Origin of the sequence: Streptomyces sp. NPDC046870, assembly GCF_040704595.1 — a bacterium.
Taxonomy (GTDB): Bacteria; Actinomycetota; Actinomycetes; order Streptomycetales; family Streptomycetaceae; genus Streptomyces; species Streptomyces argyrophylli.
The window spans coordinates 41,123-58,023 of sequence record NZ_JBEYXM010000029.1; the positions used below are offsets into that span (position 1 = coordinate 41,123).

The following is a 16,901-nucleotide window of genomic DNA, read 5'->3' on the forward strand; positions in this document are numbered from 1 at the left end:
CTCCCCGACGAGCGTCCCCTCCGGGTGCCGGTTCCGCTCCGCCGCCGCGCCTGCCGCCTCGCCGAGGAGTGGACAACGGGGGCCGCTGTGTAGGGACTTCCTCACCCCGTGCGCGCCCCGATCGTGGGGTGTGCCCCATGGCGTCGCGGGCCGTGCGGCGCGAGAGTGGGGGTGTCCGGTCGAAGCACCTGACCGCGTTGGACCACGTGTGGCGCGGCGGCCCCGTCCCCCGGGGGCCGAGCGCCACCTTCCCCGCGGTGCGGGCCCGGTGTCACAGGCACCGGGCCCGCACCCACGCAGGCCGGTCCCCCGGCCGGGGGCCGGGTGGGGCCTGGTCGGAGGCCCCACCCGGCTCACACCCGGGCGGGCCGGGGCGCGCCGGTTCAGTCGACCTGGGCGGTGGCCTGGTCGGCGAGACGCTGCGCGAGTTCGCCCAGCCGGGCGGGGTCCCGCTTGAGTGCCCAGACGCCCAGGAAGTCGATGAGGTCGAAGAACGTGTCGTCGCTCTCGATCTTCCGGTCCAGCAGCATCGCGAGGGGGCCGGGCTCGTCGTACGGCAGCGTCCGCGCGGTCTGCCCGTTGGCGGCCGGGGGCGGGGTGCCGTCGGAGGGGGCGGCGGCCGTGCGCGCGGGGGCGACGGGCGGCGCCGGCCTGGACGGCACCGGGGAGGACGCGGCGGGTGACGCCTCGGGCCGGGCCGTCCCCCGGCCCGCGTCGGCGGCCGCCGCCGGTGCCGGCGGCGCCTGGACGGTGTCGGCGGTGGCCGCCTGGGCCCGGGGCGCCCGGACCGTCTCGGCGGTCCCCGCAGGTGCCGGCGGCGCCTGGACCGTCTCGGCGGCGGCCGCCTGGGGCGGCGGTGCCTGGACCGGTACCGTCGGCGGCTCGTCGCGCACCGCCGGCGCCGCGGCCCCGGCGACCTGTCCGGCGTCCGGCACGGCCGGGTAGCCGTCCGCGGCGGAGTCGGCCGCCGCCGGTTCCGCCTGGCGAGCGGCCTTGCGGGCCGCCTTCTCCGCCTCCTTGCGGGCACGTTCGGCCTTCAGCGCATCCAGTGCCGCCATCTGCTGGTCGGCCGGCTTGTTGCCGACGGCGCGCAGCAGGTCGATGGGCTCCTGGCCGATCCTCGCCTGGAGTTCGGGGGTGAGCGTGAGCAGCGCCAGCCGTTGCGACACCCAGCCCTGGGAGCGGTGCAGCCGCTTGGCCAGGGCCGTCTGGCTGCCGTGGATGGCGAGCAGCCGCTGGAGGGCCCGGGCCTCGTCGAGTTCCTCCAGGTCCTGCCGGTGGATGTTCGCGACCAGCGCGGACTCGAGCAGTTCCTCCGAGGTGCTGCCCTGTTCGTCGCTCACCATGACCTTGACGGTGGCGAGGCCGGCTTCGCGGGCGGCGGCCAGGCGGCTGCTGCCGTCGATGACGACGTGGGTGGTGTTGGGTTCCAGGTCGCCCGCACGGTCGGGGTTGGCCGCGAGGTAGGCGTCACGGTTCATGACCGTGATGGCCTGCTTCTGGCCGTGGGTCTTCAGGCTGCCCGCGAGGTCGGTCAGATCGCCCAGCTGCGAGCGGGGGTTGTCGGGGTTGGGGCTGATCTGGTGGACGGGCAGTTCACTGGGCGGGGCCACGCCCGCGGTCGGTACGCCGGTCGCGGCGGCCACGGCCTGCCGGCGTGCGCTGACGGGCCGGGCGCCGCCGAAGCGTCCGGCGCCCAGCTGGTCGGCCTTGCTCATGAGATCTCCCGGGCCAGTGCGCGCATCCCGATGGCCTGCTGCGACTTGGGGGCGTAGGACAGCAGGGGCTGCTTCATGCGGACCGCTTCCTTCTGTTCCTTCAGGTCGCCGATCAGTCCCACCACCCTCGGGTCCTTTATGTCGACCCAGCCCTGGAGGGAGGAGGTGGCGATGTAACCGCGGCGCGAGTCGTAGAGGTTGACGACGATACCGAGGTAGTCGATGTCGATCTGCAGGTCGTCGCGCAGGTCGTCGATCTGCGTGGTGAGCAGTTCGTAGGCGTCGGCCGAACTGTCCTCGGCCTGCACGACGATGAGCGCGCCGGACTGGCCGGGCTTCTCGCCGTCGCGACGCCTGCCGTAGTAGGCGGCGGCGTCCATGCTGAGGCCCAGGCTGGGCGGGCAGTCGACGATGATGACGTCGTAGTCCGCCTCCAGCGGGGCGAGGGCCCGCTCCAGCGCGGCTTCCCGGGCCCGTACGGCGGACAGCCGCACGTCGAGGAGGAAGGCGTCGTTGCACGCGGGCAGCAGGTGCAGACGGTCGCCGAAGGTCTCCGCGTCGATGGGCACGACGAGGTCGCGCAGATCGCCCTTGGGGTCGCCCGCCATGTGGTTGGTGAGGCTGTCGCCGTTCATCGGCAGGGGGGCGGCGCCGAGCTGGTTGGTGAGGTGGCACTGGGGGTCGAAGTCCACCAGCAGGACCCGCATGCCGAGGCCGGGCAGGTTCTCGATCTCCAGGGGCTCGTCCTCGCCCTCCTCGGCGTCGCTGGCCCGCAGGGCCTTGGCGAGCGCCTTCGACACGCGTACGGCGTGCAGGGTGTTGGGGGACTCGGCGAGCGCCTCGCCGACGCCGGCCGTGATGGCGGTCTTGCCCACCCCGCCCTTCTGGTTGCAGACGATGATGCGCCGGGTGACGCTGGGCCGTTCGACGTCGGGCGCCGGGTTGGAGTCCAGCCACAGCCGGACGGACTGGGCGAGTCCCTGGATGAGGGAGACGCTGCGGTCCGCCGCCACCTTGCGGAACGTCTCCCACTGCCCGGGCGGGAGGAAGGTGGAGAAGGAGTCGGCGCCCGCGGTGTCGACGGGTTCGGTGGCCGAGGCGAGGGCGCACCAGTCCCTGATGCCCTGCTCGACGGCGGCCTGGATCTCGATGCCGTGCTGGGCGGCCCTGACTTTCAGGTCCTGCCGCAGCTGGCCCGGCAGCTTGGAGACGACCTTGTCGCGGTCGCCGGAGGAGGCTGGAGAACTCATGGGGGTACCTTACTAACGCTCGTGATCGTTCGCGTCGCCGACACGTTAGTTAAGCCGACTGCCTGACGGTCCGTTCCGCCCGTCCTGGCGGTCGGGACCTTCATGTGCGCGCCATGTCCCCCCATGTGTAACGGATTTCGCCGACTCGTCGGATCAGTTCCGGTTCCGGCCGCCCGGCCGAGCCGGTCACCCGCGAGCAGCAGTCCCCGGCGGACACCGGACGCGGCGCCGGCCGCGACCCGTGTCCGGGCCGCGGCCGGCGCCGCGTCGGTCAGGCCCGCCGCAGCCGCAGCGTCACCAGCTCGAACGGCCGCAGCCGTACGGCGATCCGGTCGCCGTCCCGCTCCGGGGCGGCCGCCGTCGCGAGCGGGCGCTCCAGCAGGTCCGTCACCGTCGCCTCCGCGACCTCGAAGCCGGCCGTGAGCGTGGCCCGGGCCCGGCCGCCGTGGGCCTCGTGGAAGCGGACCACCACGTCCCCGCTGCCGTCGTCGGCGAGCTTCACGGCGGTGACCACGACCGCGTCGTCGTCCATGGTGACCAGCGGGGCGACCTCGTGGGCGCCGGTCAGGCGCCGTTCGGGCAGGTTGACGCGCCAGCCCTCGCGCACGGCGTCCCCGATCCCGGCGCCGGGCACCAGGGCGTGCCGGAAGCGGTGGACGCCCTGGTCGGTCTCGGGGTCGGGGAAGCGCGGGGCGCGCAGCAACGACACCCGGACCGTCGTGGTGGTACCGAGGTCGCCGTCGGACCGCACGGTCCGGGTCACGTCATGGCCGTACGTCGAGTCGTTGACGACGGCGACGCCCCAGCCGGGCTCCTCCAGGTGGACGAAGCGGTGGTTGCACGCCTCGAACTTGGCCGCCTCCCACGAGGTGTTGGTGTGCGTGGGCCGGTGGAAGTGCCCGAACTGCGTCTCGGAGGCGTACCGTTCGGCGTGCAGGTCGAGCGGGAAGGCCAGCTTGAGGAACTTCTCCGTCTCGTGCCAGTCGACCTCGGTGTCGATGACCAGCCGCCGCTCGTCCGCCCCGAGGGACAGCACCTGGGTGACCCGGGACCCGCCGAAGGCGCGGACGACCCGTACCGACGCCCCGTCGTCGCCCGGCAGCACCGACTCGGCGTCGGTGAGGTCGGTGACGGTGTTGCGGTAGAACTCGTCGACGTCCCAGGCGTCCCACATGTTCGGGAAGTCGGGGTGCAGCTGGAGCAGGTTGGCGGCCCGGCCCGGCGCGACCGTCTCCCGGCCCGCCGCGATGTCGTACGCCGACACCACCAGGCCCCGGGCGTCGACCTCGATCCGCAGCAGGCCGTTGTCCAGCGTGAACCCGCCGTCCTCGCGCGCCGTGAGCGTGGTGCCGCCGGTCACGGCCGGGACGGCGGCACCGCCTGCCGGCACACCGTGACGCGGGTGCGGGGCCGCGTTGAAGACCAGCTCGGTGCCGCCCTCGCCGGCCAGGGCACGCTGGGCGCCCTCGATGATCGCGGTCAGCTCACCCGCGATCCGGTCGTACGTCGCCCGCGCCTCCCGGTGCACCCAGGCGATGGACGAGCCGGGCAGGATGTCGTGGAACTGGTGCAGCAGGACCGTCTTCCAGATCCGGTCCAGCTCCTCGTACGGGTACGGGAAGCCGGTGCGCACGGCCGCGGTGGCCGCCCACAGCTCCGCCTCGCGCAGCAGGTGCTCGCTGCGCCGGTTGCCCTGCTTGGTCTTGGCCTGGCTGGTGAGGGTGGCGCGGTGCAGTTCGAGGTACAGCTCGCCCACCCAGACCGGCGGCTCGGGGTACTCGGCCTCCGCCTTCTCGAAGAACGCGCGCGGGGTCTCCCACTCGACGGTCGCCGAGCCCTCGAGGTCGCGCAGCCGGGCCGCCTTGGCGACCATCTCCCGGGTGGTGCCGCCGCCTCCGTCACCCCAGCCCGTGGGCGCGAGCGAGTGCCGGGCCCGGCCCTTGTCCTTGAAGTTCCGCGCCGCGTGCGCGATCTCACTGCCCTTCATGGAGCAGTTGTAGGTGTCGACGGGCGGGAAGTGCGTGAAGATCCGGGTACCGTCGATGCCCTCCCACTGGAAGGTGTGGTGGGGGAACTTGTTCGTCTGCGACCAGGAGATCTTCTGCGTCAGCAGCCACTTGGAGCCGGCCGCCTTGATGATCTGCGGCAGGCCCGCGGCGAAGCCGAAGGTGTCGGGCAGCCAGGCCTCCTCGTTCTCGACGCCGAACTCGTCGAGGAAGAACCTCTTGCCGTGCACGAACTGCCGGGCCATCGCCTCCGAACCGGGCATGTTGGTGTCCGACTCCACCCACATCCCGCCGGCCGGCACGAACCGCCCCTCCGCCACGGCCTTCTTCACCCGCGCCCACACCTCGGGCCGGTGCTCCTTCACCCACGCCCACTGCTGCGCCTGGGACATGGCGAAGACGAACTCCGGCTCGTCCTCGATCAGCGCGGTCATGTTGGACGTCGTACGGGCCACCTTGCGCACCGTCTCCCGCAGCGGCCACAGCCAGGCGGAGTCGATGTGCGCGTGCCCGACGGCGCTGATGCGGTGCGCGGACGGCACGGCGGGGGCCGACAGGACGCCGGTGAGCTGCTGCCGGGCCCGGTCCGCCGTGCCGTTCACGTCCTGGAGGTCGACCGCGTCGAGCGCCCGGTCCACGGCGCGCAGGATGTCCCAGCGGCGCGCGGAGTCCACCGGCAGCTCGGCCATCAGCTCGCCCAGCACCTCCAGGTCCAGCACGAGCTGCCACACGGTCTCGTCGAACACGGCGAGGTCCATGCGGGTCAGGGTGTACTGCGGCTCGCTGCCGGCGGTCTCCTTGTCGCCCAGCTGTGTCGGCAGGAAGGGGTGGTAGTCCAGGATGACCGGGTTGGAGGCGGCCTCGATGTGCAGCCGCACCTCCTCGCCGCCCGCCACGGGCGCGCCGATCCGCACCCACTGGTTGCGCGGGTTCAGGCCCTTCACCGGCGTGCCGTCGGGCCGGTAGACCAGGCCCTCGCACTGGAAACCGGGCATGTTCTCGTCGAACCCGAGGTCCAGCAGGGCCTCGACGGTCCGGCCGGCCCACTTCTCCGGGACGGTCCCCGTCACCCGGAACCAGCTGGTGCCCCACGGAGCACCCCACCGGGCGCCCACCTCGATCGGCTCGGGTGCGGCGGCCAGCCCCTCCGCGACCGGCACCGGCTCGCCGGGCGCGTGCCACACCGCGACCTGAAGCGGCACGGACTCGGGGTACACGGCGGGACGGATGCGTTCTTCGAGGACCCGCTTGAGGCGGGCTTCCACCAGGGTGCGGTCGTCATGCATGGGGGATGCTCCGTAGGTCGTACGTCGGGGAGGTGGTTACCAGGGTGGGGGAAGGGCGCGGGGATCTCACGCGGAACCGGTCGCCCGCTCCGCGCCCGCCCCCGCTGCCGGGAGCACCTGCCCGGCCGTGACCACCTCGGTGATGCCACGCGCCCGCAGATGGTCCGTGTCGTCGGCGCGGACGTCGAGGACGGTGGTGGGCCGGGCCCCGTCGGCGGTCAGCCGGAAGAAGGCGTCGTACAGGTCCCCGCCCGGGGCGAGCGCCGTACGCCCCCCGGGGTCGGCGGGCACGACGAGGGCGGTGGTGCGCGGTGCCGGCGTGCGGTGGGTGCGGCGGGCGGCGTCGGCGAGCACCCGCGCGATGTCCTTCGGCCGCCGGTCGTTGGTCAGCAGGCCGAGGCTGTACTCCAGTTCCGGGAAGTCGGCCAGGCCGCGCGAGACGTCGTGCGAGCACCACCAGGTGACACCCCACAGGCCGGGGCAGTCCAGCACGTTGGCGACGGTCGCCTCGGCGAAGGCGGCGGCGTGCTCGGCGGGCACCAGGGGCGCGGGGGCGCCGACCTCCTGCAGCCACACCGGCCGGTGCGGGTCGTCCGCCCAGGCCTTGCTCAGCTCGACCAGGTAGGCGGCGTGGTGCTCGCTGGGCACGGAGGTACGGCCGTGGCGCTGGGCGGTGCCGTTGAACACCCAGGAGTGCACGGCGGTGACGCCGCCGTACCGGGCGGCCTGCGCCGGGGTGAACGGCATGTCGTGCTGGTACCAGGTGGCGTCGTACTCGGCGTGCAGGTGCAGCCGGCCGGGGGCCCCCTCCTCGCAGGCCGCGAGCATGCGCTCCAGCCAGGCGTCGATCTGCTCGGGTGTGGCCCGGTCCGGGTCGGGGTGGGGGCCGGCGCTGAACTGGTTGACCTCGTTGCCGACGGTCATGCCGATGAAGTTGGGCCGGTCGGCGAGGGCCGCGGCAAGGGTGCGCAGGTAGGCGGCCTGACCGTCGATGACCTCGGGGTCGGTGAAGAGGTTGCGCCGGTGCCAGGTGCGCGTCCAGGCGGGCAGGAAGTCGAAGCTGGACAGGTGGCCCTGCAGCCCGTCCACGTTGACGTCGAGGCCGCGTTCGGCGGCGGCGTCGGCGAGGGCCACGAGCTGTTCCACCGCGCGCGGCCGGATGAGGGCCCGGTTCGGCTGGAAGTAGGGCCACAGCGGGAAGACCCGGACGTGGTCCAGGCCGAGCGCGGCGATCGAGTCCAGGTCGGCGCGTACGGAGTCGAGGTCGAAGTCGAGCCAGTGGTGGAACCATCCTTCGCTGGGGGTGTAGTTGACGCCGAAGCGCACGGCAGGAGGCATGGAGATCCTTCGCGGGGGGTTCGAATGCGGCGGTCAGCCCTTGACGGCGCCCTCGCCGACCCCGCGGAAGAAGTACCGCTGGAGGCAGGCGAACAGGGCGATGAGCGGGGCCACGGCGATGATCGTTCCCGCGGCGACCAGGCGCTGGTCGTTGGCGAAGGTGCCGTGCAGGTAGTTCAGGCCGACGGTGAGGGTGAACTTGGACGGGTCGCCGAGCACGATCAGCGGCCACAGGAAGTCGTCCCAGGCGCCCATGAAGGCGAAGATCGCGACGACGGCGAGGGTGCCCTTGACCGACGGCAGCGCGATCCGCAGGAACCGCTGCCAGACGTTGGCGCCGTCGACGAAGGCGGCCTCCTCGATCTCGTACGGCAGGTTGAGGAAGGCGTTGCGCATCAGCAGCACGTTCATCGCGCCGACGCAGCCGGGCAGCACCACGCCGATGAGGGTGTTGTTCAGCTCCAGCGACCGCATGGTCGTGAACTGGGCGATGATGATGCTCTCGGCGGGCACCAGCAGCGCCAGGATGAACACCAGGGTCAGCGCCCCGCGTCCCCGGTAGCGCAGCCGCGCCAGGGCGTAGCCGGCGAGGGCGGAGCCGACGCAGTTGGTGACCACGCTGGCGACGGCGACCTTGAGGGAGTTCAGGGCGTAGTCCCAGACGGGGATGACGTCGGCGACCCGGCTGTAGTTGTGCAGGGTGGGGTGCTCGGGCAGGAACGACGGCGGGGAGCTGTAGATGTCCTCCGTCGGCCCCTTCAGCGAGGTGGACAGCTGCCACAGGAACGGGCCGATCGTCAGGGCCAGCACGGCGAGCAGCAGCAGGTAGCGCAGGACGAGTTCCCAGGGCCGTACGCGCCGGCCGGTCTCGTCGGTGAGACGGGGGCGGCGGCCGGTCCGCCGGGCGGGCTCGGCCGCCGGGTGGCCGGGGCGGGCGGACCGCTCGCCCGGGGTGCGCAGGGTGTCGGTCATGCCTGGGCCTCGTCCTTCCGGTCCGCGCGCAGCACCAGCAGCATCAGCACCACGGTGATCAGGAAGACCACCACGGAGATGGCGGAGGCGTAGCCGACCCGGCCGCTGAGGCCGGTGCCGGTGCGCTGCACGAGCATGACCAGGGTGGTGTCCTCGCCGGCCGGACCGCCGGTCGGGTTCGCGATCAGGTACACCTCGGAGAACACCTTGAAGGCGGAGACCGAGGAGAGCGCGGCCACCAGCACCATCGTGGACCGCAGGGCGGGCACGGTGACGCTGAGGAAGCGGCGGACCGCGCCCGCGCCGTCCACGGCGGCGGCCTCGTGCAGTTCGCGCGGCACGTTCGCGAGCGCCGCCAAGTAGATGATCATGTAGTAGCCGAGGCCCTTCCACACCGTGACCGCCATGGCGCTGAGCAGGATCAGCCACTGGTCGCTGAGGAACCCGACCGGACCGGCGCCCAGGGTCTCCAGCAGCGCATTGATCAGACCGCGTTCGTCCAGCAGCCACACCCAGATCAGACCGACGACCACGATCGAGGCGACGACCGGGGTGTAGAAGGCGGACCGGAAGAAGGCGATGCCGGGGATGTGCTTCTGCACCAGCAGCGCGAGCAGCAGCGGCAGGATCACCAGAGCCGGGACGACTCCGACGACGTACAGCGTGCTGTTGCGCAGGGCGATCCAGAACTGGTCGTCGTGGAGCATCTCGCGGTAGTTGGCGAGACCGACGAAGTGACCCGGGATCAGGGTGCGACGGTCGGTGAAGGAGTTCACCACGGTCGACACGAACGGGTACAGCACGAACGCGGCGGTGACCAGCAACCCGGGCGCGGCGAACAGCCACGGACTGGTGGGCAGCTGGCGCCGCACCCGGGAGCCCCGGCGAGCAGGGGAGGAGAGGGCCACGGCGGATCAGCCCTGCTTGAGCAGCTGGTCGCAGGCCTTGACAGCGTTGTCGAGCGCTTGCTTGGGGCTCTCCTTGCCCTGGAGCGCCTTGGCGACCTCCTGCTGGAGCGCGGTCTTCATCTGGTCGCTGAACACCACCGGCGTGTAGTTCACGGCCGTCTTCAGCGACTTGGCGGCGGCCACCCGGACCCGGGTCTCGTCGGTGCCGTCCTCCTTGGTGAAGTACGGGTCGTTCAGGGAGCCGGCGGTGCTCGGGAAGATGGCGACCTGCTTGGCGAAGGCCATCTGGTTCTTCGCGTCGGTGACGAAGTGCGCGAAGGCCACGGCCGCGGGCTTCTGCTTGGACTGCGCGTTCACCATCACGTTCTGCACGTACATGTTGACGTGGCCGGTGCTGGTGATCTGGTCGGTGATGCCGATGTTCTTGTACAGGGTCGGCGCCTGCGTCTTGAAGTTCTTCAGGTCCAGCGCGCTGCCGGGGTTCATGGCGACGGCACCGGTGAGGAACTTGTGGCCGGCCGACTCGGGCGTGGCCGTCAGGGCCTGCGGGTCGAGGGCCTTGGCGTCGTACAGCTCCTTGTACTTGGTGAGGAGCTCGACACCCTTGGCGTCGTTGAAGGAGAAGGCGGTGCCTTCCTTGTTCACCAGCTGGACGCCGTAGCGGCCGAAGTCCTCGACGGACGGCACGTTGGCGAGGGTGGCGACCTTGCCGTCGGTCTTCTTGGAGATCTGCAGGCCGACCTCGAACAGTTCGGCGTACGTCTTCGGCGGCTGGTCGGGGTTGAGGCCGGCCTCCTTGAACAGGGCCTTGTTGTAGAACAGCGGCCCGGTGTTCAGGTACCAGGGGAACGCCCAGGTGCCCGGCAGGCCCGGGATGTCGGTGCTGCTCCACGCGCCCGGCAGGTACTCGCTCTTGTACTTCGCCGCCGCCTTGTCCTTGTCCAGGTTCAGGGCGAGCCCGGCCCTGGCGAGCGGGGCGGCCAGGTCGGGGGAGACGTTGACGACGTCGGGCAGCGTGCCGCCGGCCGCCTCCGCGCTGAGCTTGTCGGCGTAGCCCTCGGCGGGCTGGTCGACCCACTTCACGTGGGTGCCGGGGTACTGGTGCTCGAAGTCGGCGATCAGCCCCTCGAAGTAGGGCTTGAAGTTGGCGCGCAGGTTCCAGGTCTGGAAGGTGATGTCGCCCTGGACCTTGCCCGAGGCGTCGCCGGACGAGCTGTCGTCGTTCCCGGAGCCGCAGGCACTCAGCGGCAGCAGGGCCGCGACGGCGACAGCGGTGGCGAGGGTTCTGCGGGATATGCGCACGGCTGGAGGCTCCTTCGGACAGCGGGCGACGGCGACGATGCCGGCCACGGGTTCAGGGGCAGACATTGCATCCTTCGATGGAAAAATGTCAATGGACCGAGGTCGAGAAGTTGCTCGGCTCGGACGAAGTCCCAGGTCAGAGCCGTGTGACAGAGACGGCTCCCGCCTCTTGTCACTGATCGCTAATGCGCTTTAGGCTGGTCCCGCTCAAGCGCATTAGTGCTCACCGGCAGAGAATGGGAGCGGAAGTGGCGGACAAGCGTTCACCGGCGCGCCGGCCGACGATGAAGGACATCGCGCGACGGGCCGGGGTCTCCGAGAGCGCCGTCTCCTTCGCCCTCAACGACCGTCCCGGGGTCTCCGAGGTGACCCGGGCCCGGGTGCGCCGGGTGGCCGAACAGCTCGGCTGGCGGCCCAGCACCGCCGCGCGCCAGCTGTCGGGTGAGGGCGCGGCCACGGTCGGGTTCGTGCTGGCCCGGCCCGCGCACACGCTCGGTGTGGACTCGTTCTTCCTCCAACTGGTCTCGGGCATCCAGGAGGTGCTGGCCGAACGCCACCTCGGCCTGCTCTTCCAGGTCGTGGAGGACATCGCCGACGAATGCGCGGTGTACCGGACCTGGTGGGCCGAGCACCGGGTCGACGGCGTCCTCATGGTCGACCCGCGCACCGACGACCCCCGCCCCGGCCTCCTCGACGAACTCGGCCTGCCCGCCGTGGTGATCGGGGGGGCGCCGGCCGGGCTGAACCCCCGGCAGTCGGCGGTGTGGGCGGACGACGCCGGCGCGATGGCCGCCGTCGTCGCCGAACTGCACGCCCTGGGCCACCGGCGGATCGTGCACATCGCCGGGCTCCCCGGCCTCGCGCACACCCAGCGGCGGATGCGCAGCCTGCGGGCCGAGGCCGAACGGCGCGGCCTCAGCGAGGTCCGCTCCGTGACCACCGACTACTCGGACGCCGAGGGCGCCGCCGTCACCCACCGGGTGCTGTCCGGACCCGGCGCGCCCACCGCGCTGATCTACGACAACGACGTGATGGCGGTCGCCGGGGTGGCCGCCGCGGCCGAACTCGGCTTCTCGGTGCCCGAGGACGTGTCGGTGGTCGCGTGGGAGGACTCCGCGCTGTGCCGGATGGTCAAGCCGTGGCTGTCCGCGCTGTCCCGGGACAGCGTGGCCTTCGGCCGTACCGCCGCGCGCGAGCTGCTCTCCCTGCTGGACGGTTCCTCCCCGGCCACGGTCCAGGTACCCCTCCCCCAACTGATCGCCCGCCAGAGCACGGGCCCTGCGCGGGGGGCGTGAGCGCGGGCGGAGCCGGTGTCGCCGTGAGCCGGTGCGCCGGTTCGGTGTCGGGGGGTCGGGTCGGTGGGCACCGGGATGAGGGACGGGTGGATCGCCCGCGTGCGCAGGGGAGCCGTCGTACCGTGCCGGGACGCTGCGGAGCGGCCCCCGCCGCTGTGTCGCTCAGCGCCGCCGCGGGCCATCCGCCGGCACGTGGCGTCGGCCGGCACGGGACCCTCGCGGCGCCGGTGTCGCGCCCTTCCTGGCAGCGCCGGCGCCCTCCCCGGCTACGACCGGCGCACCGGTCCCGACGGCTTCCTCAACGTCTGACGTCGTAGACGCGGTTGGTGGGGGTCTCGACGGCGAGCCGCCACCCGAGCAGACCCGCCTCCGCGGCGATCGTCTGGAGGGCTTTTGGCCCCGGGTGGTTGCCGAGCGCGTGCGGGCCGCCCTGCGACATGGCCGCCGGCAGGCACAGAACGGCCGAGGTGGAGGCGAAGGACCGGCCGATCGGGTTGATGTTCTCGGCGGGCTCGGCCGACACGTTCGGCTCCACGACGAGGCAGCTTCCGTCGTCCGCGAGGACCTTCTCGGTGTGCCGCAGCGCCGCGCCGGGATCACCGAGATCGTGGAGGCAGTCGAAGAACGTCACGAGGTCGTAGCCGCCACCGGGGAAGTCGTCCGCGGCGGCGACCTCGAACGTCACCCGGTCGGCGACGCCCTCCTCCTCGGCCAGCTTCCGGGCCGTCTCGACGGAGGGCTCGTGGAAGTCGAAGCCGTGGAAGCGGGACCGCGGAAACGCCTGGGCCATGAGCACCGTCGAGTGGCCGAAGCCGCATCCCACGTCGGCGACCGAGGCGCCGCGCCGGAGCTTGGCCTCGACGCCCTCCATGGCGGGCAGCCACTCCTGGACGAGGACCGCCTCGTAGCCGGGCTTGAAGAAGGCGGCGACGCCCTCCGCCAGTTCCGGCCCGTAGTCCCGCCAGCTCACGCCGCCGCCGTTGCGGTAGGCGTCCGCCAGCGCCTCTTCGGCGCCGTGGAGGGCCTTCAGCATGGTGAAGCCCCCACCGACGTACGTCGGCAGGGAGGAGTCGGCCAGTACCGCCGCGTGCTCGTCCGGCAGGACGTACGTGTCCGTCCGCGGGTCGTGCACCACATACGCACCGGCGACCTGCGCCGCCAGCCACTCCCGGACGTACCGCTCGACGAGCCCTGTCCTCCCGGCCAGTTCCTCCGAGGAGAGCGCCCCCGCCCCCGACATCGCCTCGTACAGTCCGAGGCGGACGCCCAGGGACGTCGACACCCCCGCGAAGGCGGCCGCCTGGTCGGCGACCACCCGCTGCAGGAACTCCATCACACGATTCTCATCCGACATGCGCACATACTTCCGTCCGGCGCCGCCGCGAAGCGGCCGCGCGGCTGAGGACAGCTGGTGACGAGGAAGAACCTCTCACCCACCCAACGCGTCGGAGCCCCTCCTGGTTCACACGACCCGCACACGTGCTACCGACGCAGATGACGGCTCACGTCACCGACGAGGTTGATGCGGACCTTCCGTTCCACGAACCGCCACCGCCCGTCACGGCGTTCGAAGCGGTCGTGGTAGCGGCCGCCCGCGATGGGTTGCAGCGGCAGGTCCGGCAGCGCCTGCAACACGGTGACGTAGGAACGCGCCCGCGCTGTGCCCGCCTGTTCGTCGACCTCGATCGCGGTGTTGGTGGTGACGTGCTGGGTGCGCGGCGTACCGTCGGCGTAGACGATCAGGGTGTCACGGAACATCTTCTCGATCGCCGCGCGCCCGCTCACCGGCTCGCCGCCGCCCGTGAACGTGGCGTCGGCGAGCAGCGTGCCGAGCCCCGCGAAGTCGCCGTCGTCCACCAGCTCGGCGTACCGTGCGATCAGGTTCTCGATGGCCCGGTGGCTCGACGCGGGGTCGGCGGGCACGGGGGTGGATGTCGGCATGGTCTCCTCCAAGCGGCACGGCCCACTCCAGGCGTGAACACCTGAAGTGTCCCAGCCTACGCGCGGGCGTGTGCACACCTCCCGCCGATGACACCTCCGTGCCGGAGGGAACTCATGTCGCGGCGAGCGCCTCGGTCGGTGTGAGCCGCGCCGCGCGGAACGCCGGGTACACACGCGCCGGATGAGCTTCAGCCGACCGCGACCGGCGCGGGCACCCGGGCCGGAGCCGCCAGGCGGTGTGTGGTGTACACCAGGAGGGACAGGCTGATCGCGGCCAGCACGCCGTAGGCGATGTCGCTGTCCAGGCTGTCCCACAGGGTGTGCAGGGTGACCGCGACCGCGTAGACGAACACGAACAGCACCACGGAGCGGCGGCGCCGGCCGTGCGCGGCGGCGGACCACAGGGCCGCGGCCGTCAGGCCCGTCCAGGCCATGTGCGCGGCGGGGCTCAGCAGCCCGCGCCACACCAGGAGGTCGTCCACCGCCGACAGGTCGCCGTTGGAGTCGACGAGTTCGACGAAGGCGTAGCCCATCGTCTCGAAGACGGCGAACCCGGCACCGGAGGCCACACCGATCAGCAGCCCGTCACCGGGGTGCCGGTCGCGGATGGCCAGGAGCAGCAGGGCCGGGACGATGAGTTTCGCCGCCTCCTCGATCACTCCGACGGCGACCATCGGCAGGACGTCCAGCAGCCGCAGCGTCCGGTACTCCAGGAACCCGGCCGTGGTCACCCCGATCGCGCCGCCCGCCAGGGCGGTCACCGCGACGACCCCCATGCCGGTGCCGAAGTCGAGCCGCCGGCCCGCCACGAAGGCGACGAAGGACGACGGCACCAGCGCCGCTCCGAAGAACAGCAGAGCCGGGATCAGGTTGGGGTTGTCCGTGGAGACCAGGGCCGAGTGGATCAGCCAGAACAGCAACAGGCCGACCAGCAGGACGGCGGCCCAGCCCCAGCGGCGGCCGACGCGGGCCGGCCCGCTCCGGCCGAACCGGACCGTTCGGTGTGTGAGCGACACGGGTACGACTCCCTCCCCAGACGTGGATGAGCCGACAGTGCCCGGTCGCGCGACGGCCCGCATCACACGTTCATGCGAACATGGGCGCCCGCAGGGCCTGGCCGCCTACGTTGCGTCGCCTGCGGGGTCTGTCTCGGTGAATCCGATGGCGAACGCCTTGAGGGAGCGGTTGAGGCGAGGGGCGAAGTCGAGGGCGACGTGGCCCCACTGCGGTTCCTGCTCGTAGAGCGCTGCGAGGGTGGGGGTGGGGTGGGAGACCTGCCAGAAGCCGGAGGCCAGTGTGATCGCGACGGCCAGCAGGTTGCTGACCTGTTCCCGCGTCATGGTGCTCGCCCGGTCCAGCGCTTCGGCGATCTGGTCGTGCGCGGCGAAGGCGTTGGTCTTGTACCGGCGGGCACGTTCGATGTCGACGTCGCCCTCGAGGTGGAGCGTGACGTGGGTCAGCAGGTCGCAGAAGACCGGCAGCGCGACCAGGGTCTCGCTGACGACGGCCGCGGTCTGCGCCGGCCCGAGCGCCGCGCGGCCGTCGACCTGGCTTCTGATCGCGTCCCGCCACTGCTGCCATCCGCGTTCGGCGAGTTCGAGGAGCAGCTCCTCCTTGCTGGCGAAGTAGCGGCGTACGCCGGTGCGGTGCAGGCCGGCGCGTTCGGTGACCGCGGTCAGCGTGACGTGGCGGATGCCTCCGAGGTCGAGCGCGACCGCTTCCGCCGCCTTGAGCAGGTCTTCCGAGCGGCGGGTCTTGTCCTCGGCTGACCTGGCTCTCTGCTGCATTCCCCCAGTCTAACGCACGCTGTGATGCGCTAACCGGAACGGGGGTGGTACGGTCGAGATAACGCATCACGGGGTGCGTTAAATGTGAGAGGGGCCACCATGAAGGCCGTACAAGCCACCCGGTTCGGCGCACCGAGCGTGCTCGCCGTCACCGACCTGCCGGATCCCACCCCCGGCCCCGGTCAGATCACGATCGACGTCACCCACGCCGCCGTCGGGCTCATCGACGTCTACCTGCGGCAGGGCGTGTTCAAGGACACCCCGGGGCTGCCGCAGCCGCCCTACGTTCCCGGCCTCGAGGTCGCCGGCACCGTGCGCGCGCTCGGCGAGGGCGTCACGGACTTCGCCGTCGGCGAGAAGGTGGTGTCGCTGTCCTCGTACGGGACGGGCGGATACGCGTCCGTGTTCGTCACCGACCAGGAGCGGGTGGTGTCCACGCAGGACTACGACATCGATCCCGCGCTGGCCGTCGCCGCCGTCCCCAACGCGCTCATGGCCCACATCGCCCTCACGCGCGCCATCAGCATGTCCGCCGGCGAGAGCGTCCTCATTCACGGCGCGCTGGGCGGTCTGGCCTCCGCCTTCCCCGGGATCGCACGGCAGCTCGGCGCGTCCCGGGTGGTCGGCACGGTCCGCTCCGAGAGGGCGGGCGCGGCGGCCGCCAGCAGGCTGCCCTACGACGCCATCGTCGACTCCGCGCGACTGCCCGACGTCCTCGGCGACGAGAAGTTCGACGTCATCGTCGACCCCGTCGGCGGACTCCTGCGTACTCGGAGCCTGGACCTGCTCGCACCCTCAGGCCGTCTCCTGCTGGTCGGCAACGCCGGCGGCGACTGGGACCACGGCATCGACGGCAACCGGATCTGGCAGGGCAACATCACCGTCGCCGGGTTCAACGCCGGCGGTTACGTTCCGGCCCACCCCGAGGCCGTCCAGCCCGCCGCCGAAGCCGCGCTGAAGGCGGTCGCGGGTGGAATGGCCGACATCGAGATCGAGACCCTCCCTCTGGCCGACGCCGCGATTGCGCACGAACGGCTCCAGAACCACGCGACCGACGGCCGCATCGTCCTCATCCCGTGAACGCCTGCTTCGTCGGCC

General features: G+C 71.9%; 13 protein-coding genes. 2 read left to right on the forward strand and 11 right to left on the reverse strand.

Annotated elements, in window-relative coordinates:
• Nucleotides 1-383 precede the first annotated feature (383 nt).
• The 7 genes from AB0946_RS36345 to AB0946_RS36375 all read right to left on the reverse strand — a co-directional run bounded on the left by AB0946_RS36345 (nt 384) and on the right by AB0946_RS36375 (nt 10,780).
• Nucleotides 384-1,718: a ParB/RepB/Spo0J family partition protein gene (locus AB0946_RS36345; RefSeq protein WP_366764979.1), complete on the reverse strand. Its 1,335-nt coding sequence runs from the start codon at nt 1,716-1,718 to the stop codon at nt 384-386.
• Nucleotides 1,715-2,968, reverse strand: coding sequence for a ParA family protein (locus AB0946_RS36350; protein WP_225809771.1), 1,254 nt, complete (start codon nt 2,966-2,968; stop codon nt 1,715-1,717). Before AB0946_RS36350 ends, AB0946_RS36345 begins: the two co-directional genes overlap by 4 nt.
• Before the next feature lie 271 nt (nt 2,969-3,239).
• Nucleotides 3,240-6,260 (reverse strand): glycoside hydrolase family 38 C-terminal domain-containing protein, encoded by a 3,021-nt coding sequence (locus tag AB0946_RS36355; RefSeq protein WP_366764980.1) that lies wholly within the window; start codon nt 6,258-6,260, stop codon nt 3,240-3,242.
• Between the two features lie 66 nt (nt 6,261-6,326).
• Nucleotides 6,327-7,598 (reverse strand): glycosyl hydrolase, encoded by a 1,272-nt coding sequence (locus AB0946_RS36360; protein WP_366764981.1) that lies wholly within the window; start codon nt 7,596-7,598, stop codon nt 6,327-6,329.
• A 33-nt stretch (nt 7,599-7,631) separates the two neighbouring features.
• Nucleotides 7,632-8,570 carry a carbohydrate ABC transporter permease gene (locus tag AB0946_RS36365; protein WP_366764982.1) on the reverse strand — a complete coding sequence of 313 codons (939 nt, stop codon included), beginning with the start codon at nt 8,568-8,570 and terminating at the stop codon, nt 7,632-7,634.
• Nucleotides 8,567-9,478 carry a sugar ABC transporter permease gene (locus AB0946_RS36370; protein WP_366764983.1) on the reverse strand — a complete coding sequence of 304 codons (912 nt, stop codon included), beginning with the start codon at nt 9,476-9,478 and terminating at the stop codon, nt 8,567-8,569. Before AB0946_RS36370 ends, AB0946_RS36365 begins: the two co-directional genes overlap by 4 nt.
• A 6-nt stretch (nt 9,479-9,484) precedes the next feature.
• Nucleotides 9,485-10,780, reverse strand: coding sequence for an extracellular solute-binding protein (locus AB0946_RS36375; protein ID WP_366764985.1), 1,296 nt, complete (start codon nt 10,778-10,780; stop codon nt 9,485-9,487).
• Nucleotides 10,781-11,028: 248 nt separating this feature from the next.
• On the opposite strand from AB0946_RS36375, the gene AB0946_RS36380 reads away from it, so the two are divergent.
• Nucleotides 11,029-12,075 (forward strand): LacI family DNA-binding transcriptional regulator, encoded by a 1,047-nt coding sequence (locus tag AB0946_RS36380; protein ID WP_366764987.1) that lies wholly within the window; start codon nt 11,029-11,031, stop codon nt 12,073-12,075.
• A 298-nt stretch (nt 12,076-12,373) separates the two neighbouring features.
• Here the strand turns inward: AB0946_RS36380 and AB0946_RS36385 are convergent, their stop codons facing one another.
• The 4 genes from AB0946_RS36385 to AB0946_RS36400 form a co-directional block, all read right to left on the reverse strand.
• Nucleotides 12,374-13,429, reverse strand: coding sequence for a class I SAM-dependent methyltransferase (locus AB0946_RS36385; RefSeq protein WP_366764988.1), 1,056 nt, complete (start codon nt 13,427-13,429; stop codon nt 12,374-12,376).
• A gap of 128 nt (nt 13,430-13,557) precedes the next feature.
• Complete coding sequence (locus AB0946_RS36390; protein WP_366764989.1) at nt 13,558-14,016, reverse strand: nuclear transport factor 2 family protein; 459 nt, start codon at nt 14,014-14,016, stop codon at nt 13,558-13,560.
• A gap of 188 nt (nt 14,017-14,204) precedes the next feature.
• A complete protein-coding gene (locus tag AB0946_RS36395; RefSeq protein ID WP_366764990.1) occupies nt 14,205-15,032 on the reverse strand; it encodes a PrsW family intramembrane metalloprotease in 828 nt (275 codons plus the stop codon).
• Between the two features lie 105 nt (nt 15,033-15,137).
• The gene (locus AB0946_RS36400) at nt 15,138-15,803 is read right to left on the reverse strand and encodes a TetR family transcriptional regulator (RefSeq protein ID WP_366764991.1); all 666 of its coding nucleotides are present in this window, start codon (nt 15,801-15,803) and stop codon (nt 15,138-15,140) included.
• Between the two features lie 99 nt (nt 15,804-15,902).
• Between AB0946_RS36400 and AB0946_RS36405 the strand changes: the two genes are divergently transcribed.
• Nucleotides 15,903-16,883 carry a zinc-binding dehydrogenase gene (locus AB0946_RS36405; RefSeq protein ID WP_366764992.1) on the forward strand — a complete coding sequence of 327 codons (981 nt, stop codon included), beginning with the start codon at nt 15,903-15,905 and terminating at the stop codon, nt 16,881-16,883.
• The last annotated feature ends 18 nt before the right edge of the window (nt 16,884-16,901 follow it).